The sequence below is a fragment of the Falsiroseomonas sp. genome, from assembly GCF_041690465.1.
Classification (GTDB): Bacteria; Pseudomonadota; Alphaproteobacteria; order Acetobacterales; family Acetobacteraceae; genus Falsiroseomonas.
Genome location: NZ_JAWLHG010000043.1, coordinates 1 through 23,089, shown reverse-complemented (window position 1 = coordinate 23,089; position 23,089 = coordinate 1). Strand labels below are relative to the sequence as shown.

Here is a 23,089-nt window from a genome sequence, read left to right as displayed (position 1 = left end):
CCGGCACCCGTCCCGCGCGCCCACCGCGCGCAGCGGTCAACGCCGGGCCGCACTCGGGCAGCGGCGCCGGCTCCGCGCCGGGACGATTGGCGATGGCGCCGAGCACCTGGCCGGCGGTGCCGCCGAGCACGCCGCCCAGCGCGCCGGCCGCGGCGCCCACGGCATCGGCCATGTTCACCCCGCCATAGGCCGGATTTGCCAGCGTGCCGCCGACATCCGCCGCCACCCGCACGCCGCCGGCGGCGGTGCGGAGATCGTGCAGCAGGCGCAGCGCCAGGGTCTCGTCGGCGAGGCGGATCGTGCCGGTGCCGGCAACCTTGGCGGCGGGCGCATCGACGAGCAGGGTGGTGATGCGGACCACTCCGTCCTCGGCCTCGGCGCGCAATGCGATGCACTCGACGGGCAGGCGTTCCGGCAGGGGCGGCAGCACCGGGACGCGGGCGCGGAGGGCGGCAAGCACCGGGGCGGTCAGCGCCGGCTCCAGGGTGGAGTCCAGCACGGCCAGGCCGAGATGACCGTCCAGCGTGGCGGCGACGGCGCGCAGGCTGGCGCCGGCGCCGGCGAGCTGCGCCTCCAGCTCGCCGGTGCCGGTGATGCGCACCGGTGCGCCCAGCGCGCGCTGCAGCGCCGCGAGGTCGAGCTCCGGCGCGCGCGTCACCAGGCGCAGGTTCGGCGCGGCGCCGGTCGCGTCGGCGGCGAGCTGCGCGGTGACGGGGCCGCCCGGCGTGATCACGGAGAAGGGCTCGATGGTGCCCTTCCCCGCGGCCAGGCGGATATGCGCCCGCAGGTCGCGCCAGGGGGCGCCGCCGGCGGTGATCTGCTCCACCGCGAGACGCAGATCGGCGTCCAGCGTGCGCAACAGGCCGACCGGCAGCGGCAGGTCCGGGATCACCCGGCCATCGGCGGCGGCCGGCGCGGGTGCGGGCGACGGCTGGGCCGGCTGGCCGGGCGCCGGCGCGGGCATCGCGGCACGGATCGCATCGATGTCGAGGCGCGCGACATCGAGCCGGCCGTTGATGCCCGGCCGCTCGCCGACGATCAGCGTCAGCTCGCCCTCCGCCTGCGCCGGCGGGGAGGCCAGGATGATGTCGCGCAGATGCGCCCCGCCGCGGAAGCCCGGCGTGCGCTCGGTGAGCCGCGCCTCGGCGCGGATGTCGCGGATGGCGGGCAGCGGCGCACCGGCCAGCGGCGACAGCGCGGCGAGGTCCGGCACCTGCGCGGCCAGTTTCAGGTCCACGCCGGCCACGGCGGCGGGGTCGCGGATCTGGCCCTGCACCTGCGCGGCCGCGCCGGCGGCCTCGATGCCGAGCGCCACCGGCACCGCGCCCTCGGCGCGGCCGAGCAGCAAGGCGGGCGTGCCGAGCCGGCCGGCGGCGCGCAGCGGCGTGGCGCCGATCGCCGCCTCGGCAGCGAGCGTCAGCGGCGCGTCGAGCCGCGGCGCCGTCAGCTCCAGCCGGTTCACGACAAGGCCGGGGCGCAGCACCGAGAGGTCGCTGCGGCCGACGCGCAGGGCCAGGTTCTCGGCGGTGGCGAGCTCGCCGCCGGTGCCTGCGAGTCGCGCGGTCAGCGCCACCTCGCGCAGCGGCGGCAGCGGCGCATCGGGCAGCAGCGGCGCGAGGCGCGCGAGATCGGGCGCGCGCGCCTCCGCCTCGGCGGTCCAGGCGCCGCCATCGGCCAGCGTGCCGCGGGCGCGCGCCTCGGCGCCGGCGACGGCGAGCCGCAGGTCGTAGGGCCAGGGCTCGGCACCGCCGAGCGCGGCAAGGGCGCCGGTGGTGGCCTCCAGCGCCACCTCCTGCCCGCGCAGCCGCACCGTCCCGCTGGCGGTGGTGGGGCCGGCGAGCGGGGCGCGGGCGGTGAGGCGGGGAATCTCGACCACCTCGGCGGTGCCGCTGCGGGCGTCGCGCCAGGCGATGCGGGCCTGCTCGACTTCCAGCGCGCCGAGGTCGAGGGCGAAGGCGCGGCCGGGCGCCGAGGGCGCGGCGGGGTCGGCGGGCGTGGCGGGAGTGGCGGGCGCTTCGGGGGCGAACTGCCAGTTGCCGCGGCCCTGGGCGTCGGTCTCCAGCAGCAGGTCGGGCTGTTCCAGCTCGACGCGCGAGACCTCGACGCGGCGGGAGAGCAGCGGGAGGAGCGCGACCTGCACCTCGACGCGGCGGGCGGTCAGCATCTCCGGCCGGCTGCCGCCGGGCGCATTGGCCAGCGCGACATCCTCCAGCACCAGGGTCGGCTGCAGCGAGAGGGCAAGGCCGATGTCGCCCACCCGGAAGTCGCGGCCGGTGGCGTCCTGCACTGCGGCGACCAGCCGCGGGCGCAGCGTGTCGGCATCCACGAAGGCGCGCAGCGCGAGGAAACCCACCAGCGGCAGGGCGACCACCACCACCAGCAGGATCCAGGGCCAGCGGCGCCGGCGGGTCGCTTCGCTCATCTCTCGTTCCTCCCTGGCGATGCAACGCGCCCGAAGGTCATGCGGTGCGGCGGGGCTTCGGCGTGCGGGGTGCCTCGAAACCGAAAAAGGCGAAGGTTTCCTTCATGTGCGCGGGCAGCGGGGCGGCCACCTCCAGCACGCCGCCACCGGGATGCGGCAGGCGCAGCGCGCGGGCATGCAGGTGAAGCTGCCCCGGCAGGCCATCCATGTGCGCGGCCGCGCCGCCGTATTTGCCGTCGCCGAGGATCGGGCAGCCCAGCGCCTCGGCGCAATGCACGCGCAGCTGATGGGTGCGGCCGGTGATCGGCTTCAGCTCCAGCCAAGCGGCGCGGCGCCGTGCGGCGTCGAGCGTGCGGAACTCGGTGACGGCGCGCGCGGCGGACCGGTCGCCCGGCTCGGCACCGGTGGTGCGCTCGCCGCGCGGGCCACCCTGCTTGACCAGCGGCAGGTCGATCCGGCCGGCCGGCGGCGTCGGCTCGCCCACGGTCACGGCCCAGTAGGTCTTCTCGACGTCGCGGCCGCGGAAGGCGCTCGCGAGCTGTGCGGCGGCGGCGACGGTGCGGGCCAGCACCAGGACGCCCGATGTGTCCTTGTCGAGGCGGTGCACCAGCCGCGGGCGCTCCTCCGCGTCGAAGCGCAGCGCATCGAGCATGCCGTCGAGGTGCTTCGCGATGCCCGGGCCGCCCTGCACCGGCAGGCCATGCGGCTTGTCGAGCACCAGCAATTGCGGGTCGCGATGGATCACCATCGCCTCCAGCGCCTTCGCGTCCCGCGGGTCGAGCGCCCTGGCGGCGCGCGGGCGGTCCGGCGGCGGGGCGTCGGGCAGCGGCGGGATGCGGATTTCCTGGCCGGGGGCGAGGCGCGTATTGGCCTCGGCCCGGCGGCCATCCACCCGTACCTGGCCGGTGCGCAGCATCTTCTGCAGCGCACCCTGGGTCAGGGCGGGATAGTGGCGGCGGAACCACCGGTCGAGGCGGGTCTCGCCCTCATCGGCGGCGACCCTGCGGGTATGGACGGTCATGGTGGCGGGCAGGGTAGCACACCCATGGCAACGGTCGCCTGCGGCAACCCTTGCCATGGGCAGCCGGCTGCGATCAGGCGGTGGGCGGGCCCTCGCCCGTCTCCGCCGGGCGCACGGCGATGAACGCCGCAGCGGGCACTCCGCCCGTGGGATCGACCGCCTGGCGCACCGTCGCCAGGGCGCGGGCGGCCTCGCAGAGCGCCAGCAGGCGGCTCTCCGGCAGTTCGTCGGTGGCGCGCACCAGGTCGAGCAGCATGCGTGGCCGGGTCGGCAGCACCGGGCGGTAGGGTCCGGCGGCCTGAGCCAGCTCCTCGAAGAACCAGGCGGGCGTCACGCCGAGGATGGCGGCGAGTTGCGGCAGCCGCGCGGCCGGGATGCCGTTCACCCCGGCCTCGTATTTGCGCGCCTGCTGGATGGAGATGCCGAGCGAAGCGGCTAACTCGGCAAGCGAGAGGCCGCGCTGCACGCGGCGCTCCCGCAGGCGGCGGCCGACATGCCTGTCGGCCGCCATTGCGAGCGTGAGCTCGATATCCCTCACGGCGGCGGAGTCCGGCGCATCGGGGCGCGAGGATGGAGGCGCAGGCTGGGCTGCTGGGTCACTGCCACAACTCCGTCTGGCCAAGGCCGGCCTGCAGCCAGCCGGCGACATCCTCGAGCGAGATCTGGCCGTCGGCGACCTGGTTGCGCCAGGAGCCTTCCCACTCGCCATCGTTCTCGACATAGCGCGCCGCCGCCGCGAGCCAGAAGTCGTCCGGCGCCGCCGCACCCGCGGAGGCGGGCTCGAATGCGGGCTCGGCCGCGGCTGCCGGCTCGGTGCCCGCGCCGGGCGTCCAGGCGGAAACCTTGACCCAATCCACCTCGACCTCGACGCGGCCGGGGGTGGAGCCGTCGGGGCCGCCGCCGAACCAGGTCTCGTGCGGCGCCATCACCTGGCCCTGCATGGAGAAGGACATCGGCTGGGCGGGGATGTCGCCGGTCATCGTCGCCTTCTCCTGACCGTCCACGTAGAGCTTGAGCTCGTTCGGCGTCCAGTCGAGGCGGTAGGTGTGCCAGTCCGCCACGTTCACGTCGATATACTCGGTGACGTTGGGGTCGCCATGCTTGCTGAAGGCGAAGGAATTGCGCTGCGGGTCGTGGGTCTCGACGATGTCCACCTCGTCGGTCCACTGGCCGTCGCTCGGCCAAAGCAGGATCGCGGCCGCGGTGCCCTGGCCGGGATCGATGCGGGCGCTGAACTCGTAGCTGCCATAGGTCTGCCCGTCGGGGATGGTGGAGAGGCCGCCGCTGACCCAGCTGCCGCCATCCCGCTCCGTGGCGATGGTCAGCTTGCCGTCGCCGACCTCCACCTGCCCGGGATCCCAGCGGAACATGCCGTTGCCGTATTGGCCTGAATAGAGCGCTTTCCAGGTGCCGCGATCCAGCGAGGAACCCTCGAAATCGTCACGGAAGACTTGAGTGAAATCAGACATGAAAATGGTCCCTGACTGGTGGGAGGGACCTCCGGAGGTGGGCGTGTTCTACTTCTCGTGAGGCTCGGACGTCCATACGCACCCGACACCGACCCGGGTTCAAAGAGACGGGCGCGGATCTTCTTCCTGCGGTTGAGAGAGGCAGCGCCTACCGCTGCGCCAGCCACCAGGCCAGGGCGAAGGCAGCGAGCCCGAAGCCGACCGAAGCCGCCACGTAGAGCATGGCGAGCGCCGGCGCCCGCGCGGCGAGGGCGCCGGCCTCGAGGCTGAAGGCGGAGAAGGTGGTGAAGCCGCCGAGGAAGCCGGTGACCAGCAGCAGACGCGCGTCCCCCTGCAGGCCTGCCCCGGCCGCGACGCCGATCGCCGCGCTGCCGAGGATGTTCACCGCCAGCGTTCCCCACGGAAAGCCGGCACCCAGCAGGGAGAGCGTCGCCACCGAGACGGCATGGCGGGCCATCGAGCCCAGCGCACCGCCCAGCCCCACCAGCAGGAGGGCGGTGGGTGAAAGCCCGGCGCTCACCTCGGCATCGTCGCCATCGCAACCTCCACCAGAGCGCGAACGGGATCACGCGCCGATGGTAGCGGCAGGTCCGGCACCGGGCGAGAGCACCGCCCGGGGGAAGCCGGCGCCCGGAGACGGGCGCCGGCCGAGCTGGTTCAGTCGCTGCCGCTGCCGTTGCCGCCCATGAAGGGCTGGCGCTCGCCCGGATAGCCGGCGCCGGACAGCCTGCGGCCGCTCACCGTCTCCCCGATGATGTAGCCGCGCTGGACGAGCGCCTCGGCGCGATCGGCCAGGTTCATGGCGCGATCGGTGTTGCGGTTCTGCAGCGCGTCGCGCGCGGCGCGAATGGCGCCCACGGCGCCGCCGGCCGCTGCCTGCTCGTCGCCGAACCCGCGGCCCGCACGCGTGATAAGGCGGGTCTCGGCGCGGCCGAGCGCAACCCAGGCCGCGCGCAGGTCGCCACGGTCCATCTGGCGGCGCGCCTCGTCGAGGTAATCGCGCGCCGCGCCGTAGGTCGCGCGGCTCTCCATGCGGTCGCGCATCATCTGGTCGCGCATGTAGCGATCGCGATCAAACTGGCCGCCGGCGGCGCGTTCACGCCCCATCCGCTCGTCCTCGCGGCCCATGCGGCGGCCGCGGTCGTATTCGCCGCGATCGAAGGATTCGAGCTCGGTCGCCTGGCCGCCGACACCGCGGCGCCAGAGATCCTGCCGCCCCTGCCACCAATCGTCGCCGGCCACCGTCTCCTGCTCGAACGGATCCGGGCCTGCAAGCGGGCCGCCGCGCATCTGCGATGCCGCGGGCATCGCGCCTGCACCGATCAGCGCCGCGGCAAGCGCCGCCGTCATGAATGTCTTCGTCTTCTGCATCGTGGCTGTTCCTTCCTGCTATTGAAGGCCATGCGGCCACGCCGTCGCAGTTCGCCGAAGGCGCTGCTCGACGCATCCCTGGAGCGGAACGCGGCGGCGCCGGAAGGGATGCCGGCGACGGCCTCCGTACGAGCCCGAGGGTAGCGGCCCGCTCAGCCGCCGCGCGGGCGCCGGCGCGCCTGGCGCAACCGATCCCATTCGGCCATGCGCTCGGCCACCGCACGTTCCGCGCCGCGATCGGTGGGGGTGTAGAAGCGGCGGCGCCCCATGCCTTCCGGCCAGTAGTCGGCGCCGGAGAAGCCCTCGGCCTCGTCGTGGTCATAGGCATAGCCGGCGCCGTAGCCGAGTTCCTGCATCAGCCTGGTCGGCGCGTTGAGGATATGCGCCGGCGGCATCAGGCTGCCGGTCTCCTTCGCCGCGCGCATCGCGGCGCCGAGGGCGGCGTAGATCGCGTTCGACTTCGGCGCGGTGGCGAGATGGACGACGAGCTGCGCCAGCGCGAGTTCGCCCTCCGGCGAGCCGAGCCGTTCGTAGGTCTCCCACGCGGCGATGGCGAGCGGCAGCGCGCGGGGATCGGCCATGCCGACATCCTCGGCGGCGAAGCGCGTCAGGCGACGGGCGATGTAGCGCGGGTCCTCGCCGCCGGTCAGCATGCGCGCGAACCAGTAGAGCGCCGCATCCGGGTCGCTGCCGCGCATGGATTTGTGCAGCGCCGAGATGAGGTTGAAATGCTCCTCGCGGTCCTTGTCGTAGAGCGCGGCGCGCCTGGCCAGCAGCGCGGCGAGTGAAGCGGGATCCAGCGCCTCGCCGCCCGGCGGGATGGCGAGCAGCTGCTCCGCCATGTTGAGCAGGTAGCGGCCATCGCCATCGGCCATGGCGCGCAGGCTGGCACGCGCTTCCGGCGTCAGCGGCAAGGCGCGCTCCTCGGCTGCCTCGGCGCGGGCGAGCAGCTTCTCCAGCGCTTCGTCGTCGAGCCGCCGCAGCACCAGCACCTGGCAGCGGGAGAGCAGCGCGCCGTTGAGCGCGAAGGAGGGATTCTCCGTGGTCGCGCCGACCAGGGTGACGGTGCCGTCCTCCACCACCGGCAGGAAGCCGTCCTGCTGGGCGCGATTGAAGCGGTGGATCTCGTCCACGAAGAGCAGCGTTCCGCGGCCCTTCCGACGCCGGTCGCGCGCGTCGTCGAAGGCGCGCTTGAGGTCGGCGACGCCGGAGAACACCGCCGAGAGCGCATGGAAGGAAAGCCCCGCCGCCTCCGCCAGCAGCCGCGCGATCGTGGTCTTGCCCACCCCCGGCGGGCCCCAGAGGATCAAGGAGGAGAGCGTGCCGCGATCCAGCATGCCGGTCAGCGTGCCGGCCGGGCCGAGCAGATGGTCCTGGCCGATCACCTCCGCCAAGACGCGCGGCCGCAGCCGGTCGGCCAGCGGGCGCGGACCGGTGGGGGCTGCGGCGACGGGCTCGGACTCGCCGAACAGGTCTGGGGCACGGGCCATGGGCGGCAATGTGGACCCGCGGCGGGTTGGCGGGAACCGGGCTGCGGGGCCATGGTGCGCGCAACCATTCCGGAGGACCACGCCATGACCCGCCCGACCCGCCGCGCCTTCGCCGCCGGCCTGCTCGCCACGCCCTTCCTGGGGCGCGCCGCCGCCGCGCAGGCGGCCTGGGCGCCGACGCGCTCGATCCGCCTGATCGCGCCCTATCCGCCGGGCGGCGGGGTGGACACCACCTCCCGCCTGCTGGCCGTGCCGATGAGCGCCTTCCTCGGCCAGAACATCGTGGTGGAGAACCGCGCCGGTGCCGGCGGCTCGATTGCCGCGGCGGAGCTGGCGCGGTCGGCGCCGGATGGCCACACCATCATGATCGACGCGATGGCGCATACGGTGAACCCGGTGCTGCTGCGCAACCTGCCCTTCGACTACGCCACCGCCTTCACGCCGATCAGCCAGGTGGTGGTGCTGCCGCAGATCCTGATCGTGAACCCGCAGATCCCGGCACGGACGCTGGCGGAGCTGGTGGCCTGGGTGAAGGCACGGCCGGGGCAGCTTTCCTACGGCTCCTCGGGCAATGCGACGGCGGCGCACCTGGCGGCCGCGCTGTTCGTCAACCGTGCGGGCCTCGACATCCAGCACGTGCCCTATCGCGGCGGCACGCCGGCGCTGCAGGGCCTGATGGGCGGCGACATCGCCTTCGTCTTCGGCACCGTGTCGAGCTCGCTACAGCTGGCGCGCGAGGGGCGGGTGCGCGCCCTCGGCGTCTCCACCGCCAGCCGCGTCTCCTCGCTGCCCGATGTGCCGACCATCGCGGAGCAGGGCTTCCCCGGCTTCGAGCTGAACGAGTGGAACGGGCTCTACGGCCCGGCCGGGCTGCCGGCGGCGGCGACCCAACGTCTGTACGAGGCGGCGAAGCACGCGCTGGCCGATGCGACGGTGCAGCAGCGGCTCGGCGCGCTCGGCGCGCTGCCGGTCGGCACGCCGCCGGCGGAGTTCGCGCGCTTCGTTGCCGAGCAGCGCGAGACGATGGCGCGGCTGGTGCGCGAGGCGCGGATCGAAGCTGGGTGACGAGCGCGGCGCCGAATAGCCGCCTCGACAAACACGCGCATCCCGAATCCGGCACCGCCGGGGCATAAGGGCGGCGAAGCGCGGAGAGCCGGACAGGATGCGCAGCGACGCCAACCAGAACCTTGCCGGCATCGCCCTGATGTCGGCGGCGGTGCTGGCCTTCTCGCTCAATGACGTGCTGGGGAAGTGGCTGGTCGCGACCTATTCGGTCGCGCAGGTGCTGGTTCTGCGCAGCATCGCGGCGCTGCTGATCCTGGCACCGCTGATCTGGCGCGAGGGTGCGGCGCATCTGCTGCGGCCGAAGCGCCCGGCGCTGCAGGCCGGGCGCGTCGCCGCCGGCACCATCGAGGTCGCCTGCTTCTACTGGGCGGTGGGCATGATGCCGCTGGCGGACACCATGGCCTTCTGGATGGCCACGCCGATCTTCGTCGCCCTCGCCTCCGCCGTGCTGCTGAAGGAGAGGCTGGACCGCGGGCGCTTCGCCGCCGTGGTGGTCGGCTTCATCGGCGTGCTGCTGGCGCTGGGCGCCAACCTCGACACCGGCTGGCTGCCGACGCTGGTGGCGATCGGCGGGGTCTGCGTCTACAGCGCCTACCTGCTCTCCACCCGGGCGCTGCGCGGCACCTCGGCCACGGTGCTGGCGACCTACCAGATGACGGGCGCGCTGCTGTTCGGCCTGGTGATGGCACCCTTCGCCTGGGTGCCGCCGACGCTGCCCGATATCGGGCTGCTGATGCTGCTCGGCGTGGTCGGCGTCGCGGCGCACCTGGCGGTGACGAAATCGCTCGCGCTGGCGCCCGCACCGGTGGTGGTGCCCTGGCAATACGCGATGATCCTGTGGGGCATCCTGTTCGGCTGGATGTTCTTCGGCGACGTGCCGGAGCCGGTGATGCTGGTGGGCGTGGCGGTGATCATCGGCGCCGGGCTGTGGCTGACCCGGCTGGAGCTGCGCGCGGCACGGCGGTGACCGCCGGCCCTCACCAGGTGATCCGCTCGATCTGCGCCAGCTCCACCTGCGTGCCATCGGCGAAGTGGATGTGGCCGGAGACCGGCTCGGCGAAGTCGAAGCTGCGCTCGCCGTGGACGGCCTGCGGGTCGCCGTCGAGCACGAGCGTCCAGCTGCCGGCATCCGGCGTGCCGGTGCCCTCGACATGCACGGTGTCGATCCAGCTGCCAGTTCCGCCCTCCGCGCGGTCCCGGCTGCCATCCATGCCGATGACGAACAGGTCGGCACCCGCCCCGCCCTGCATCGTCTCGTTGCCGGTGCCGCCGGCGAAGGTGTCGTGGCCGGCGATGCCGGCCAGCAGCGCGTCGGCGGGCCCGCCCGCGACCAGGCTCGGCTCCACCCGCAGCGCGACGAGCTGCGTCGCGGCGGCCGCCCCTTCCTCGTCGCGCAGCGTCACGCCGATGCTGCGCGTGCCGGCGGCGAGCCCGCCCGCATTCTCGATGGCGAGCGCCTCCAGCACGCCTTCATAGGTCGTCATCGGCGCCGCGCCGCTCAGCGTGACGGTGCCATCGGGAGCGCTGTCCATCTCGATGCCGGTATCGCCGATCAGCAGGCGCCCGCCGACCGCGCGGATCTCCAAGCCGTCGAAGACCAGCCGCTCGCCCGCCTCGCCGCCCGAGAGGGTGATGGTCGCGCCGCCCATCCGCGTGCCGTGCTCATCCGACAGTGACGCGTCGCCGGTCGCGGCGGCGCGCTCGACGCCGGCCGCCACCTGCGGCGCCGCGCCGAGCGCGAGAAGCGGCGCGTCGTTCACCGGCGTGACCGTCACCGCGAAGCTGCGCGTGGTGGTGGCGGTCGTCGTGCCATCCTGCGAGGTGGCGCGCAGCGCGAGGTTGAGCGTGCCGTTCCAATCGGCCGGCGCCGTCAGCGTCAGTCCGGCGAGCCCGCCCGGCGCCAGCGACCATGTGCCGTCGCCCTGCCGCGTGCCGGCCGAGAGCGCGAAGCCCGCAGGCACGCCGAGCAGGCTCACCGACAATGTCTCGGAGCCATCGGTATCGGCCAGCGCCGCGCCGAGGTTGAGCGCGATCGCCGTGTCCTCGGCGCCCGTCACGTCCTTCGCCGTCAGCGCGGCGGCATCGGTGACCGGGTTGATCGTGACGGAGAGGGTCGTGCCGCTGTCCGCCTCGGAGCCATCGGCCGCTTCCCGCAAGATCGCGGTGACCGTCAGCTCCGCGGCACCGGACCAGTTCGGCGCCGGCAGCAGGCTGACATCCGGCGCCTCCGCCGCGGTGAGCGTCCAGCTGCCATCCGCCTCCGCCGTGCCGGCGGAGAGCGCGGCGCCTTGCGGCAGCCCGGTGACGACGAAACGCACGATGCTCTCGGAGCCGTCGGCATCCACCAGCGTCGCCGCCAGTGGCAGGCGGATCGGCGTGTCCTCGTCTCCGGCGATGCCCGCCAGCGAGATCACCGGGGCATCGGCGACCGGATCCACGGTGACCGCAAGCTGGAAGGATGCCGCCGCCATATCGCCATCCCGCTCGGTTCCGGTGACCGCAACATCGCGTTGCAGCGTGCCGGAGAACTGCGAGGGCGGCGTGAAGGTAAGGCCCGGCAGCGCTGTGCCGGGAATGATCCAGCTGCCATCGGGATTCATGCTGCCGGCGGAGAAGATGGCGCCGGCCGGCACGCCGCTGACCACCACCGCCAGCGTCTCGGAGGCGTCCGGGTCGGCCAGCCGCGCGACGATGTCGAGCGCGACCGGCTGGTCCTCTGCGGCGGAGGCGGTGGTTTCCGCATCCACCAATGGCGTGTCCGCGACGCCAGCGACCGAGACGCTGAACGGCACCTCCGTGGTCGTGACCGCACCGGTGGACCGCTCCAGGGCATGGGCGGTCAGGGCCAGCGCCATCTCGCCGGACCAGTTGGCGGGCGACGTCACCGTCAGCCCCGACAGCTGCGCTCGCGTCAGGGTCCAGCTGCCATCGCCGTTGTTGATCCCGGCGGAGAGCCGCGCGCCATCCGGCAGGCCGGAGATGACGACGGAGAGCGCCTCCGACCCGTCCCTGTCCGCCAGCACGGCGTCAAGGACGAGCGGGATCGCCTGATCCTCGTGACCCGTCGCGTCCGCCACGGTCACCACCGGCGCATCGGCAACCGGCGCCACGGTGACACCCACGCTGCGCGAGTTGGTGGAGGTGGCGCCGTTCGACGCCTCGCGTATCGTCGCGGTGACCGTGACGGAGAAGGTGCCGTGCGCGTCCGGCGGCGGGATGAGTCGCACCGTGCCGGCCGCCCAGGGCTCGACCGTCCAGGTGCCGTCGCCATTGTCGCCGATGCCGGGCCCGGCGGCGATCGCGGCGCCCGGCGCGAGGCCGGAGAGGGTGATCGCCACCACGCTCTCGCTGCCATCGGCGTCACGCGCCGCGACGCCGAGGTTGAGCGGCACCGCCCGGTCCTCCACCCCGGCGGGTGGGCTGGCCGAGGTGGAGGGGCTGTCCGCGACCGCCTCGAAGCCCAGCACGACCTCGTCCTGCGTGGTCGTGCGCACGCCAGTCGGGCCGACCGCCAGCGCGGTCACGCGGAGCGCGATATCGCCGGCGAAGTCGCGCGGCGGGATCAGCTGCAGCCCGTCCAGTTCCTCGGGCCGCAGCACCCAGACGTCGTTCTCGCTGTCATGCGTGCCGGCGGAGAGGCGTGCACCGGCCGGCACGCCCGAGATCTGGACGCCAAGGGCGGGGGGCGTATCGCGATCGTCGCGGCTGGCGGCCACAACCCGGATGGCCAGCGGTGCCGACCGATCCTCGGTGCTGCTGCCGGCAACGAGCGTGAGCGTCGGCGGCAGCTGCGTGTGGTCGTCCGGGCCGTCATTATCCGAGTCGTTGTCCTCGCGGCCACAATCATCGTCCCGGTCGTCGTCGTCGCGGTTGTCTCGACGGTGTTCGTTGTCCCGGTTGTCTCGACGGTGATCGTCGTCCCGGTTGTCTCGCCGGCGATCATCGTCCCGGTTGTCGTGCCGGTGATCATTGTCCCGGTTGTCATGGCGGTTATCGTCTTCGTGCCGGCCGTCGTCCTCCGCTCGCTCGTCCTCTGCGCGGCCGGAAGGCGGAGTTACCTCGATGGAGAGCGTGGCTGGCGCCACCCCGCTGTCGCCTTCCCGCTCGGTGGCCACCGCCTGGACGCGCAGCACAAGGCTGCCGGCAAATCCGGCCGGCGGGCGGATCTCGAGATCCGTGAGGTCCGCGGCGCGCAGCAACCAGGCGCCGCCGCTCCCCGGCGTGCCGGCTGACAGCGCAAAGCCGGACGGCACATCGCGGATCCAGACATGCAGCGTCTCCGACCCGTCGGTGTCGGCCAGCGCCGCCGAGACCGGCAGGCGCGCCCAGCCCTCGGCGGCGTCATCGCTGCCATGGCCGGCCAGCGTCACGCCGGAAACCTCAAGGCCAGGCATATCAGCGACGCCGCGCGGATCGACGGTGATCGTGCCACGCAGCTGAGCCTGCACGCCGCCGGTATCCTCGACCGTAACGCGGAGCTGGAGCTGGGCCACGACATCGCTGTCGGCCGGCATGGTGATGGTGACGCCAGCCAGCTGATCGACCGGGATGCGGTGGACGCCTTCCGACGCGACCACCTCGGCGCCGGTCGCCAGCCGCAGCACGGCACCGGCCGGCACGCCTTCCACCAGCGCATCGCCGACCAGGCGCTCCGACCCGTCACCATCGCGCAGCTGCGGGGCGAGGGAGAGCGCGATCGGCTGGTCCTCATGACCCGATGCACCGGCCGACCAGTTGCCGCTGTCGATGGTCGCGGCGACATGCACCGGGAAACTCACCGTGGAGACTGCCTGGTGGCCGCCATCGCCCTCCTGCGCGACGGCGGTGACGGTGAGCGTGATGGTGCCGGCGAAGTCGGTCGGCGGCATCAGCGTCGCCGTCTCGGCCTCCGCCGCCGTCAGCGACCAGCTGCCCGGCCCGCGATAGGTGCCGGCGCTGAGCACCGCTCCGGCAGGCAGGCCGGAGACGACGAAGCTCAGCGCCTCCGATCCGTCGGTATCCGCCAGCCGCGCGCCGATATCGAGCGGGATCGGCGCATCCTCGGCGCCGGCGGTGCCGAGGCGGAGCCACACCGGCGCATCGGCCACCGCGGTGACATGCACCGGCAGGTCGCGCGGCGTGCCTTCGGCGCGGCTGCCGTTCGGCTCCTCGGCGATGCACGCGACGCGCAGGGTGAAATCGGCATCGCCGTCCGGCGGCGGCGTGACGCTGAGCGTCGGCGCATCGGCCGCATGCACCAGCACGCTGCCATCGGACTCCCGCGCCAGCACGGCGCCGCCAGCGCGAAGCACGGCGCCATCGGGCAGGTCGTGGATGCGGAAGCCGACCAGGACCTCCGACCCGTCGATATCGGTCGTGGCGCCGGAGATGCGCAGCCCGATGGCGGCGTCCTCCGCGCCGATCGTCGCGCCGACGCGAAGCGTGGGGGCATCGGCCACCGCGTCCACCTGCACCGAGAAGGCGGCCGTGCCGATGGCCGTGCTGCGGTCATGGTCGCTGGCGGTCGCATGCAGCGTCAGGTCGATCGTGCCGGAGAAGTCGCGCGGCGGCGTGATGGTGAGCCCGTCGAGCTGATCCGCCGTCACGCTCCAGCTGCCATCCTCCTGCCGCGTGCCCGCCGACAGCAGCGCACCGGCTGGCACGCCGAGCAACGCAAGGGTGAGCTGCTCCGATCCATCTCCATCCACCAGTGCGGCGGCAAGGTTCAGCGCGATGGCCGTGTCCTCGTTGCCGACGACATCGCCCGCGGAGATGTCGGGCGCATCGGCCACTGCGGTGACCGAGACGGTGTGGGAGCCGGTGACCTCGCGCTCGGATGCCCTGCCGTTGCCCGTGTCCTGAAGTGTCGCGCGCAGGGTCAGCGTGAAGTCATCGTCACTGTGCTCGGGCGGGCGGATGGAAACCAGGCCGTCGCGCAGATCGGCGGTCGGGACCTCCCATTCGCCGGGCGCGATCTCGGTGCCGGCATTTAAGGTCGCGCCGGTCGGCACGCCGGCGATGAGGGTGGTGGCGGACCAACGTTCCGAACCGTCGGTGTCAGGGGTCGCGAAGGTCGGGCGGATCCCGATCCAGCCATCCTCGTCGCCGGACGCGGTGGCAGCGATGGACCCCGCATCGGCCACCGGGTCCACGGCGACGGTGAAGGACGCCGCTGTGCTCGCCTGCGGCCTGCCGTCGCGCGATTCGGTCGAGATCGCCGCGAGGGTCAGCGACATCGTGCCGGAGAACTGCGGCGGCGGGGTGAGGGAGACACTGGCGAGTTGCGCCGGGGTGAGTGTCCAGCTGCCATCGCCGTTCCGCGTGCCGGCCGAGAGCGTGGCAGTGGACGGCACGCCCATGAGCCTGAAGCTGAGGCGCTCCGACCCGTCGGTGTCGGTCAGTGCACCGCCGAGGCCGGCCAGGCGGATCGGCGTGTCCTCGCTGCCATGCGCGTCGGCCACCTGCACCCGCGGCGCATCGGCGGCGGCGCGGACTGCGATCCGCGCGGTTGCCTGGGTGACGGTGGTATCCTCGCCATCCCGGGTCTGCAGCGCGATCTGCAGGTTGAAGTCCAGGTCCGAGTGCACCGGTGGGCGGATCGCCAGCAGGCCGGCCTCGAACACGTCGCGCCCGATGCTCCATGTGCCTGGCGCGATCTCCGTGCCGTGGCTGAGCAACGCGCCGGTCGGCACGCCGGTGACCGTCAGCGTCACCCCGAGACTTTCGGAGCCGTCCAGGTCGGTGGTCGCCAGCGACCCATGGATCGGAATCCAGCTGTCCTCCACGCCGTTGCCGCGGGCAACGATGCTCGCGGCATCGGCCACCGCCGCCACCTGCACGATGAAGTCGGCCGTGGTGACCGCGGCATCGCCACCGAGCGCCTCGGTGCTGGTGGCGCGCAGCGTCAGCGCGATCGCGCCGGCGAAGTCGCGCGGCGGCGCCAGCGTCAGCCCGGCAAGCTCGCCCGGCAGCAGCGACCAGCTGCCGTCATCCTGCCGCACGCCCGCCGACAGCACTGCGCCATCCGGCACGCCGAGCAGGCTGAGGGCGAGCGCCTCGGAGCCATCGGTGTCGGTCAGCGCCGCGGCGAGATCGAGCGCGATGGCGCTGTCTTCCGTGCCGCTGGCAGCGTCTGCGCTCGCCTCGGGGGCGTCGGCCACCGCCGCCACCTGCACGGTGAAGATGGTGGTGCCGACAGCTGTGTCGCCGCTATCCGGTTCGGTGCTGGTGGCGCGCAGCGTCAGCGCGATCGCGCCGGCGAAGTCACGGGGCGGCGTCAGCGTCAGCCCGGCAAGCTCGTCCGGCAGCAGCGACCAGGTGCCATCCTCCTGCCGCGAGCCTGCCGACAGCACCGCACCGTCCGGCACGCCGAGCAGGCTGAGCGCCAGCGCCTCGGACCCATCGGCGTCGGTCAGCGCCGCGGCGAGATCGAGCGCGACCGCATTGTCCTCCTCGCCGGCGACATCGTTTGCGCTGGTCACCGGCGCATCGGCCACCGCCGCCACCTGCACCGTCACCGCCGCCGTGACCAGTTGCGTCGTGCCGGCGCCTTCCGTGTCGGTCAGCCGTGCTTCGATCGTGAGCGCGATGGCGCCGGCAAAGTCCGTCGGCGGCGTGATCGCCACGCGGCCCGCCGCAAGCTCCGCCTGGTCCACCTGCCACACGCCGCCACCCAGCGCCGTGCCCTGGCTCAGCACGGCGCCCGACGGGACGCCGCGGACGATCGCAGCCGGCTCCCACCCCTCGGAGGCATCGGATGGGACGCCGAAGCTCGCGAGGATCGGGATCGCGTGGTCCTCCGCACCCGATGCGGTCCCCGACAGCGACGCGCCATCCACCACCGCCGCCACCTGCACGGTGAAGGCGCGCTCGACCAGGGCGCTGTCGCCGCCGCTCGCCTCGGTGCTGGTGGCGCGCAGCGTCAGCGCGATTGCGCCGGCGAAGTCGCGCGGCGGCGTCAGCGTCAGCCCGGCAAGCTCGCCCGGCAACAACGACCAGCTGCCATCCTCCTGCCGCACGCCGGCCGACAGCACCGCGCCCTCCGGCACGCCGAGCAGGCTGAGCGCCAGCGCCTCGGAACCATCGGTGTCCCTCAACGCCGCGGCGAGATCGAGCGCGATCGCGCTGTCCTCGGCGCCAACCACGTTGCGCGCCTGCACCATCGGCGCCTGGGCCGAGGGCGCGGCCGGATCCTCGTCCCTGGGCTGCGGGGCGTCGGGGTCCGGCGTGGTCCCGGCGAAGGCAGGGAGCGCGCTGGCGGTCGTGCTCGCCTCACCAACGACCGCGTCGGCGGGAGCGCTGGGTGGTCGCCAGCTTTGCGGCCGCTCGGCCGCCGGGCTCGACAGGCTGGCGGGCGAGGGCGGCACCGCGGCCATCGGCGGGCGCGGTGCGGTGCCCGCTTCGAATGCCGTCCCGACCGCGGCGGCTGGAAGTGGCGGGAGAGCGGCCTGCAGCGGCGCCGACGCATCGCGCCCCGCTTCCGCAGCACCGGGCAGGGCGTCGGACGAGATTGGCAGGCCAGGCCCCGGCGCAGCACGTCCAGGCGCAAGGCCGGCTGCGGCGGCCTGGGTGCTGGCGCCGACGAGCACCGGCGCGCTGGCCGGCGCGGCGGGCGCCACGTCACGCACGGTCGCACGCAGCTGGCGCAGCGCCGCGGCCGAGATGACGCCCTCGGAATCCGGAACGTCGGTGACGCCTCCGGCGTGGGGGGCATTGGTGACGCCTCCGGCGTCGGGGGCCTTCTCGCTCACGGCCTGGACCTCAACGCTCGCGGAAGGCTGTCGCCGCGGCGGCGTGCAGCGGCTTCAGCAGGTACTGCATCACGGTCTTCTGCCCGGTGGTGATCTCGGCCGAGACCGTCATCCCCGGCGCCAGACGCGCGAGGTCCGGATCGCGGCCCACATGCTCCTGGCTCAGCAGCACCCGTGCGCGCCAATAGGGCTGGTGCTGCTCGTCGAGGAAGGAACCGGCGGAGATCCGCTCGAGGCGGCCCTCGACCGTGCCGAAGCGAGAGAAATCGAAGGCGTGAACCTTCACCGTCACCGGCTGTCCGGGCTCGATGAAGCCGATGTCGCGCGGGCTGATGCGCGCCTCGACCGTCAGCGCCGCATCGGCGGGCAGGATCTCGGCGACCAGCGCGCCGGGCTGGAGCACCGCACCAGGGCGCGTGACGGCGAGGCCGCGCACCAGGCCCGCGCTCGGCGCGCGCAGCAGCGTGCGGCCGGCACGATCGGCGAGGCGCTGCAGGGCTTCCTCGGTCTCCGCGATTTCCTGGGCGATGCGCCCGGCCTCCTGCCGCGCCTCGTCCACGGCGGTGGAGCGCAGCTCCGCCAGTCGCGCCTCCGCCTCGGCCAGGGCAGCGGCGGCGGTGACCGCCTGGCCGCTGAGGCGCTCATGCTCGGCTTCCGCGCCGAGCAGCATGCGGCTGGCTTCCAGCACGGCAATCCGCGTGGTCAGGCCATCGCGGGCAAGCGCCTGGCGCGTGGCGAGCTCGTCGCGGAACAGGGCGACCTGGCGCTCCGTCGAGCTGGCCTGGGCGAGCAGCGTCGCGATCTCGGCGCGGCGCTGCGCGACCTGCTCGGCGAGCGTGGCGCGACGGGCCGCCTGCGCCGCCAGTCGCGCTTCCAGCGCCGCGCGCTGCGGGCCGAGCAGTTCCGCGACGGCGGGATCCGGCTGCTCCGGCAGCACGCCGCCGGCGATCAGCGCCTCCAGCCGCGCGGCCTGGAGGCGCAGCGCCGCTTGGCGTACCCGCATCTGGCCCAGATCGGCCTGGGCGGCGACATCGCGGAGGTGCAGCAGCGCCTGCCCTTCCGCCACCAGCTCGCCCTCCCGCACCAGGACTGCCTCGACGATACCGCCTTCCAGGTGCTGCACCGGCGCGGCGGCGAGCGAGGTGGCGACCTCGCCCGGCGCGACGGCGATCTCGGGCAGCCGGGTCACCTGCGCCCAGCCGAGGAAGCCGAACAGCAGCGCCGCGGCGGCCAGGATGGTCGCGCGCTCGGCGCCCTTCGGACGCACCTCCTCCAGCGCCAGGACGTGTCGGTCCGGGCCAGGCCGGCGGCTGGCTTCGGGCAGGACGAGGATGCGGTTCATGTCGGTCGTCCGGACGGCTTGAAGACCGGCAGGCGGAGCGGCGCGGCAGGGCCCGCTCCGGGCACCGGCACCTCCTCCACCATGCCGTCGGTGATGCGCAGCACCCGGTCCGCCAGCCGCATGTGGCTCGGCCGGTGGGTGGCGAGGAAGATCGTGGCGCGGCCGCGCCGCTGCGCGACGACGGCGGCGAAGATGTCGGCGCAGGCCTCGTCGAGCCCGGCCACCGGCTCGTCCAGCAGCAGCACCGGAGCGTCACGCAACAGCGCGCGCGCCAGGCAGACCCGCACCAGCAGGCTGCGGGGCAGCCGCGCGGTGGCATTGTCGCCGACACGGGTGGCGAAGCCCTCGGGCAGCGCCTCGATGGCGGCCAGCACGCCGGCCTCTTCGCAGGCGCGGCGCAGCTCCTCCTCGGTGGCGCTGGGCAGGGCGAGGCGGAGGTTCTGCGCGATGGTGCCGTACAGCAGGTCCGGCACCTGCGGCACATGCGCCACGGCGCGGCGCAGCACGGCGGGGTCGAAGGCGCGGACATCGTGCCCGCCGACGCGCACCACACCGCCTTGCGGCCGGTAGAGCCCGGCCACCAGCTTCAGCAGCGAGGACTTGCCCGCCCCGTCGCCACCGGTGACGGCGATGACCTCCCCGTGGCGGACGGCGAAGGTGACACCGGCCAGCACCGGCTCGGCCTGCGCCAGATAGCGCAGGGACACGCGGTGGAAGACGATGTCGCCACGCTCCGGGGCGGCCATCCGGGCGCGCGCGGCGGCGGGCCGCTCGGTCTCCAGCGTCATCAGCCCGTCCACCTGGCGGATCGAGGCCTGCGTCTGCTCCCAGCGGGAGAGCATCAGGAAGGCGCCCTGCATCGGCGAGAGCACGCGCCAGATCAGCATCATCCCGGCGATCAGCGCGCCGGCGGACATCGCGCCACCGAGCACCGCGCCGACGCCGATGGTCATCGCTGCCAGTCCCGAGAGGGTGACGATCGCGCCTGCCATCGCCGTCATCCGCCCGCTGAGCGCACCGGCACGGGCCGAGGCGAGCGCGGCGGCGGCGGCGGCGGCGGCATAGGCCTCCGTCCAGCGATCCGCCGCGCCGGCGAGCTTGAGGGTGCGGTGCGCCGCCAGCAGCTCGATCGCGAGCACGTCCCGCGCCTGCCCGGCCTGCGAGGCCTCGACCACGGCACGCCGCACCGCGCCGCGCATGGCGAGGAACAGCGTCGCGAAGGCCAGCGCGGCGAGCACCGGCACCACCGCGACCCAGCCGCCGAGCGCGACCAGCAACGCGATGACCAGCAGGCCGAAGGGCAGGTCGAGGATCGCCAGCGCGAAGGCGCCGGTGAGCACCTCGCGGATGGTGGCGAAGTCGCGCAGGCGGGAGACCTGCGCCGCGGTTCCCGCCCGCTCCACCAGCGCGGCCGGCAGTGCCATGAGCTGACCGAAGACGCCGGCCTGCACGAGCCGGTCCAGCCGCTCGCCGATCCGCGCCAGCACGCGCTGGCGCAGCGCACGGCACGCGATCTCGCCGGCCACCGCCGCCAGCGCGCCCACCGCCAGCATGCCGAGCACGGCGGGCTGCCGCCCGGTGACCACCAGGTCGAACACCATCATGGTGAAGACCGGGACGCCCAGTCCCAGGATCGCGACCATCGCCGACAGCGCCAGCAGCAGCGGCGCCTCCGGTGCGAAGCGCCGCATGACGGTGCCGATCCAGCTCTCGCCGCGGCGCGGCGGCGGCGGCTCCGGCGCCAGCAGGTAGAGCGTGCCCGCGAGGTTCCAGTGCGCGCAGACCCGCGCCTCGCCGAGCGCCCCGTCGAACAGCACGACCAGGCCCTGGCTGTTCAGGTAGAGCACCCCGGCCGGCTTGCCCCGACGGATCAGCAGCGCCGGCAGGCAGCGCGGATCGAGCCGGCCGCGCCGCAGGCGTTGCGGCCGCGTGGGGTGGCCGAGCCGGGCCAGGGCATTGCGGATATCCGCGAGATCAGGTCGCGGCTCGGCATGCGGCAGCACCGCAAGCATGTCGTCGGGCGCGCCCTGCCAGTGCAGCACGCCGAGGAGCGCGGCAAAGCAGCGGGTAAGGTCGGTCTCCTCCAGCCCCGGCGGATGCGGCACGCGCAGCCGCCGCGGCACGGGGGTCGCCGTGCTGCCGGGCGCCGCGACGCCGGGCTGGGAGGCAACGAAGGCGTTCATGGCACCGCCCGCAGACCGCCGCCGGCGATCCGGAGCACCCGGTCCGCCCGCGACAGGACGGAGGGGCGATGGCTGGCGAGCAGGATCGTCATGCGGCCGCGCAGCGTGCCAAGGACGCGGCCGAGCCGCGCGTCGCCATCGGCATCCAGCTGCGCGGTGACGTCATCCAGCAGAAGGATGCGCGGCCGCTGCACCAGCGCACGGACCAGGCCGATGCGCTGCTGCACGCCGCGCGCAAGCGGCATGCCGGCGGTGCCGACCGGGGTGTGCCAGCCGCCCGGCAGCGTCGCCGCCACCGCCTCCAGCCCGAGCTGCGCGCCGAGCTCGATCGCCTCCGCCTCCAGGTCAGGCTGGCCGAGGGTGAGGTTCTCCAGCAGCGTGCCGGCGACCAGCCCGGGGTCGGGCGGCACCAGCGCGAGCAGCCGCCGCGCCGGGGTGTGGTCGTGGACCGCGAGGTCCTGGCCGTCTATCCGCACCGAGCCGGCCAGCGGCCGCACCTCGCCCGCGATGAGCCGCAGCAGCGACGACCGCCCGCTGCCATTCGCGCCGGTGACGCCGACGAACTCGCCGGACCGGAGATCCAGGCTGAGATCCTCGAACAGGTGACCGCCGCTGAGCAGCGGGCCGAAGCGCACGTGACGCAGGCTGACCTCGCCGGCCCGGACCCGGAGCGGCGGCAGGGCGGGCCGCGCCTCGGCCGGCAGGTGGTCCAGCTCGGCCAGGCGGCGCTTGGCATCGCCGAGCGTCTGCCAGCGGACCCAGAGCGCGATGCCGCCCAGCAGCGGCTGCATCGAGCGCCCCGCCAGCATGACGCAGGCGCTGAGCCCACCGACGGTGAGCTTGCCGTCGAGCACCATCAGGCAGCCGAAGGCGGCGGTGCCGATTGTGGCGAGATGGGCAAACATCAGCCCGCCTTCCTGCGCTGCGGCCGTCGCGCCGGTGAGGTCGCGGCGCAGCCGCGCACTGGTGCCCTGGAGGCGGTCGTAGCGGCGTTCCAGCAGGCGCTCCGCGCCGAGCAGCTTCAGCGAGTTCAACCCGGCCAGCACGTCGAAGAGGAAGTTGAAGCGCCGCTCCTCGGCGGCCGCGAGCCGTTCGGCGCGTGAACGCACGCGTCGCCCGGCCACCCAGCCGAGCGCCAGAACGCCGAGAAGCAGGCCCGCCGGCACCAGTACGAGCGGGCCGGCGACGAGCCAGACCGCGACCAGGTAGAGGCCGGCAAACGGCAGGTCGAGGATCGCCTGGAGCGCCGGACCCGACCAGGCTTCGCGCAGCGTGCCGATGGCGGCCAGCCGCTCCGAATACCAGCCATTGCCATGCGCCTCGAAGCTCGGTGCGTCGGTGCCGGCGATGCGCGCCATGGCGGCGGCGTGCGCCTCGGCCTCGGCGGCGGCGGCCAGCCGGCCGAGCACCTCGCCCCGGACCATCCGGAGCGCGCAGTCCAGCACGACGGCCGCGGCGACCGCCAGAGCGAGCACCGCGAGCGTGCCGGTGGCCGCCTGCGGCAGGATGCGATCATAGACCTGCAGCAGGGCGACCGGCAGGGCGAGCGCCAGCAGCGAGAGCAGCAGGCTGGCCAGCAGCAGGCTTGGCAGCGTCCGGCCGCCATGCCGGCGCAGCCCCTCGCGCAGCGGCGCGTTCAGCCAGCCCGAGGTGCCGCCGGCATCAACGACCCGCGTGAGACAGCGGGCCGCGCCAGCCGATGTTGGGGATACGGAACGGAAGGCAGACAAGCTTGCACCTTGGCGAAGGACCCGGCAGCGGCAGGGCTCACCCGCAAAGTCACCGAAAGCTGGCTGACAAACCGTGAATGGCGGCCTTGCATACAGGGTCGGACTTCGCCCAGGGGCAACACGGCTGCGAAGGACCACGATACCGGACACGAAAAAGGGCGCCCGAAGGGTAAGCGAAGCCTCGGCACCCTTCTTTCGCGTGATGGCATGAATGTGCTGGGTGAGCTCCAGGCGTGATGCTTGGAGATGGCTGTATGGACAGCGTTT

General features: G+C 73.8%; 13 protein-coding genes. 2 read left to right on the top strand and 11 right to left on the bottom strand.

The features are described 5' to 3' along the window. The 7 genes from ACESM1_RS25505 to ACESM1_RS25475 all read right to left on the bottom strand — a co-directional run. Positions 1 to 2,422: AsmA family protein (locus ACESM1_RS25505; protein ID WP_372624047.1), on the bottom strand; the 2,422-nt coding region annotated here is incomplete at its 3' end. A 37-nt stretch (positions 2,423 to 2,459) separates the two neighbouring features. Next, the gene (locus ACESM1_RS25500) at positions 2,460 to 3,443 is read right to left on the bottom strand and encodes an RluA family pseudouridine synthase (protein ID WP_372624046.1); all 984 of its coding nucleotides are present in this window, start codon (positions 3,441 to 3,443) and stop codon (positions 2,460 to 2,462) included. A gap of 73 nt (positions 3,444 to 3,516) precedes the next feature. Next, positions 3,517 to 3,981: a helix-turn-helix domain-containing protein gene (locus ACESM1_RS25495; protein ID WP_372624045.1), complete on the bottom strand. Its 465-nt coding sequence runs from the start codon at positions 3,979 to 3,981 to the stop codon at positions 3,517 to 3,519. A 58-nt stretch (positions 3,982 to 4,039) separates the two neighbouring features. Next, positions 4,040 to 4,912: a glycoside hydrolase family 16 protein gene (locus ACESM1_RS25490; protein WP_372624044.1), complete on the bottom strand. Its 873-nt coding sequence runs from the start codon at positions 4,910 to 4,912 to the stop codon at positions 4,040 to 4,042. 148 nt (positions 4,913 to 5,060) lie between these two features. Beyond that, positions 5,061 to 5,432 carry a fluoride efflux transporter FluC gene (locus ACESM1_RS25485; RefSeq protein ID WP_372624043.1) on the bottom strand — a complete coding sequence of 124 codons (372 nt, stop codon included), beginning with the start codon at positions 5,430 to 5,432 and terminating at the stop codon, positions 5,061 to 5,063. 137 nt (positions 5,433 to 5,569) lie between these two features. After that, a complete protein-coding gene (locus tag ACESM1_RS25480; RefSeq protein ID WP_372624042.1) occupies positions 5,570 to 6,283 on the bottom strand; it encodes a hypothetical protein in 714 nt (237 codons plus the stop codon). 152 nt (positions 6,284 to 6,435) lie between these two features. Beyond that, complete coding sequence (locus ACESM1_RS25475) at positions 6,436 to 7,773, bottom strand: replication-associated recombination protein A (protein ID WP_372624041.1); 1,338 nt, start codon at positions 7,771 to 7,773, stop codon at positions 6,436 to 6,438. Positions 7,774 to 7,857: 84 nt separating this feature from the next. Between ACESM1_RS25475 and ACESM1_RS25470 the strand changes: the two genes are divergently transcribed. Together ACESM1_RS25470 and ACESM1_RS25465 are read left to right on the top strand one after the other, a co-directional pair. Continuing rightward, complete coding sequence (locus ACESM1_RS25470; protein ID WP_372624040.1) at positions 7,858 to 8,838, top strand: Bug family tripartite tricarboxylate transporter substrate binding protein; 981 nt, start codon at positions 7,858 to 7,860, stop codon at positions 8,836 to 8,838. A 97-nt stretch (positions 8,839 to 8,935) separates the two neighbouring features. Next, positions 8,936 to 9,805 (top strand): DMT family transporter, encoded by an 870-nt coding sequence (locus ACESM1_RS25465; protein WP_372624039.1) that lies wholly within the window; start codon positions 8,936 to 8,938, stop codon positions 9,803 to 9,805. 10 nt (positions 9,806 to 9,815) lie between these two features. Here ACESM1_RS25465 and ACESM1_RS25460 read toward each other — a convergent pair whose 3' ends face one another. Genes ACESM1_RS25460 through ACESM1_RS25445 form a run of 4 tightly spaced genes read right to left on the bottom strand, consistent with a single transcriptional unit; the run spans position 9,816 to position 22,822 of the window. Further along, on the bottom strand, positions 9,816 to 17,567 hold the full coding sequence (locus tag ACESM1_RS25460) for a hypothetical protein (protein ID WP_372624038.1): 7,752 nt from the start codon (positions 17,565 to 17,567) through the stop codon (positions 9,816 to 9,818). A 10-nt stretch (positions 17,568 to 17,577) separates the two neighbouring features. Then, positions 17,578 to 18,909 (bottom strand): HlyD family type I secretion periplasmic adaptor subunit, encoded by a 1,332-nt coding sequence (locus ACESM1_RS25455; protein ID WP_372624037.1) that lies wholly within the window; start codon positions 18,907 to 18,909, stop codon positions 17,578 to 17,580. Continuing rightward, positions 18,906 to 21,092 carry a peptidase domain-containing ABC transporter gene (locus tag ACESM1_RS25450; protein WP_372624036.1) on the bottom strand — a complete coding sequence of 729 codons (2,187 nt, stop codon included), beginning with the start codon at positions 21,090 to 21,092 and terminating at the stop codon, positions 18,906 to 18,908. The genes ACESM1_RS25455 and ACESM1_RS25450 overlap by 4 nt, the downstream gene beginning before the upstream one ends. Continuing rightward, the gene (locus ACESM1_RS25445; protein ID WP_372624035.1) at positions 21,089 to 22,822 is read right to left on the bottom strand and encodes an ATP-binding cassette domain-containing protein; all 1,734 of its coding nucleotides are present in this window, start codon (positions 22,820 to 22,822) and stop codon (positions 21,089 to 21,091) included. Before ACESM1_RS25445 ends, ACESM1_RS25450 begins: the two co-directional genes overlap by 4 nt. Positions 22,823 to 23,089 lie beyond the last annotated feature (267 nt).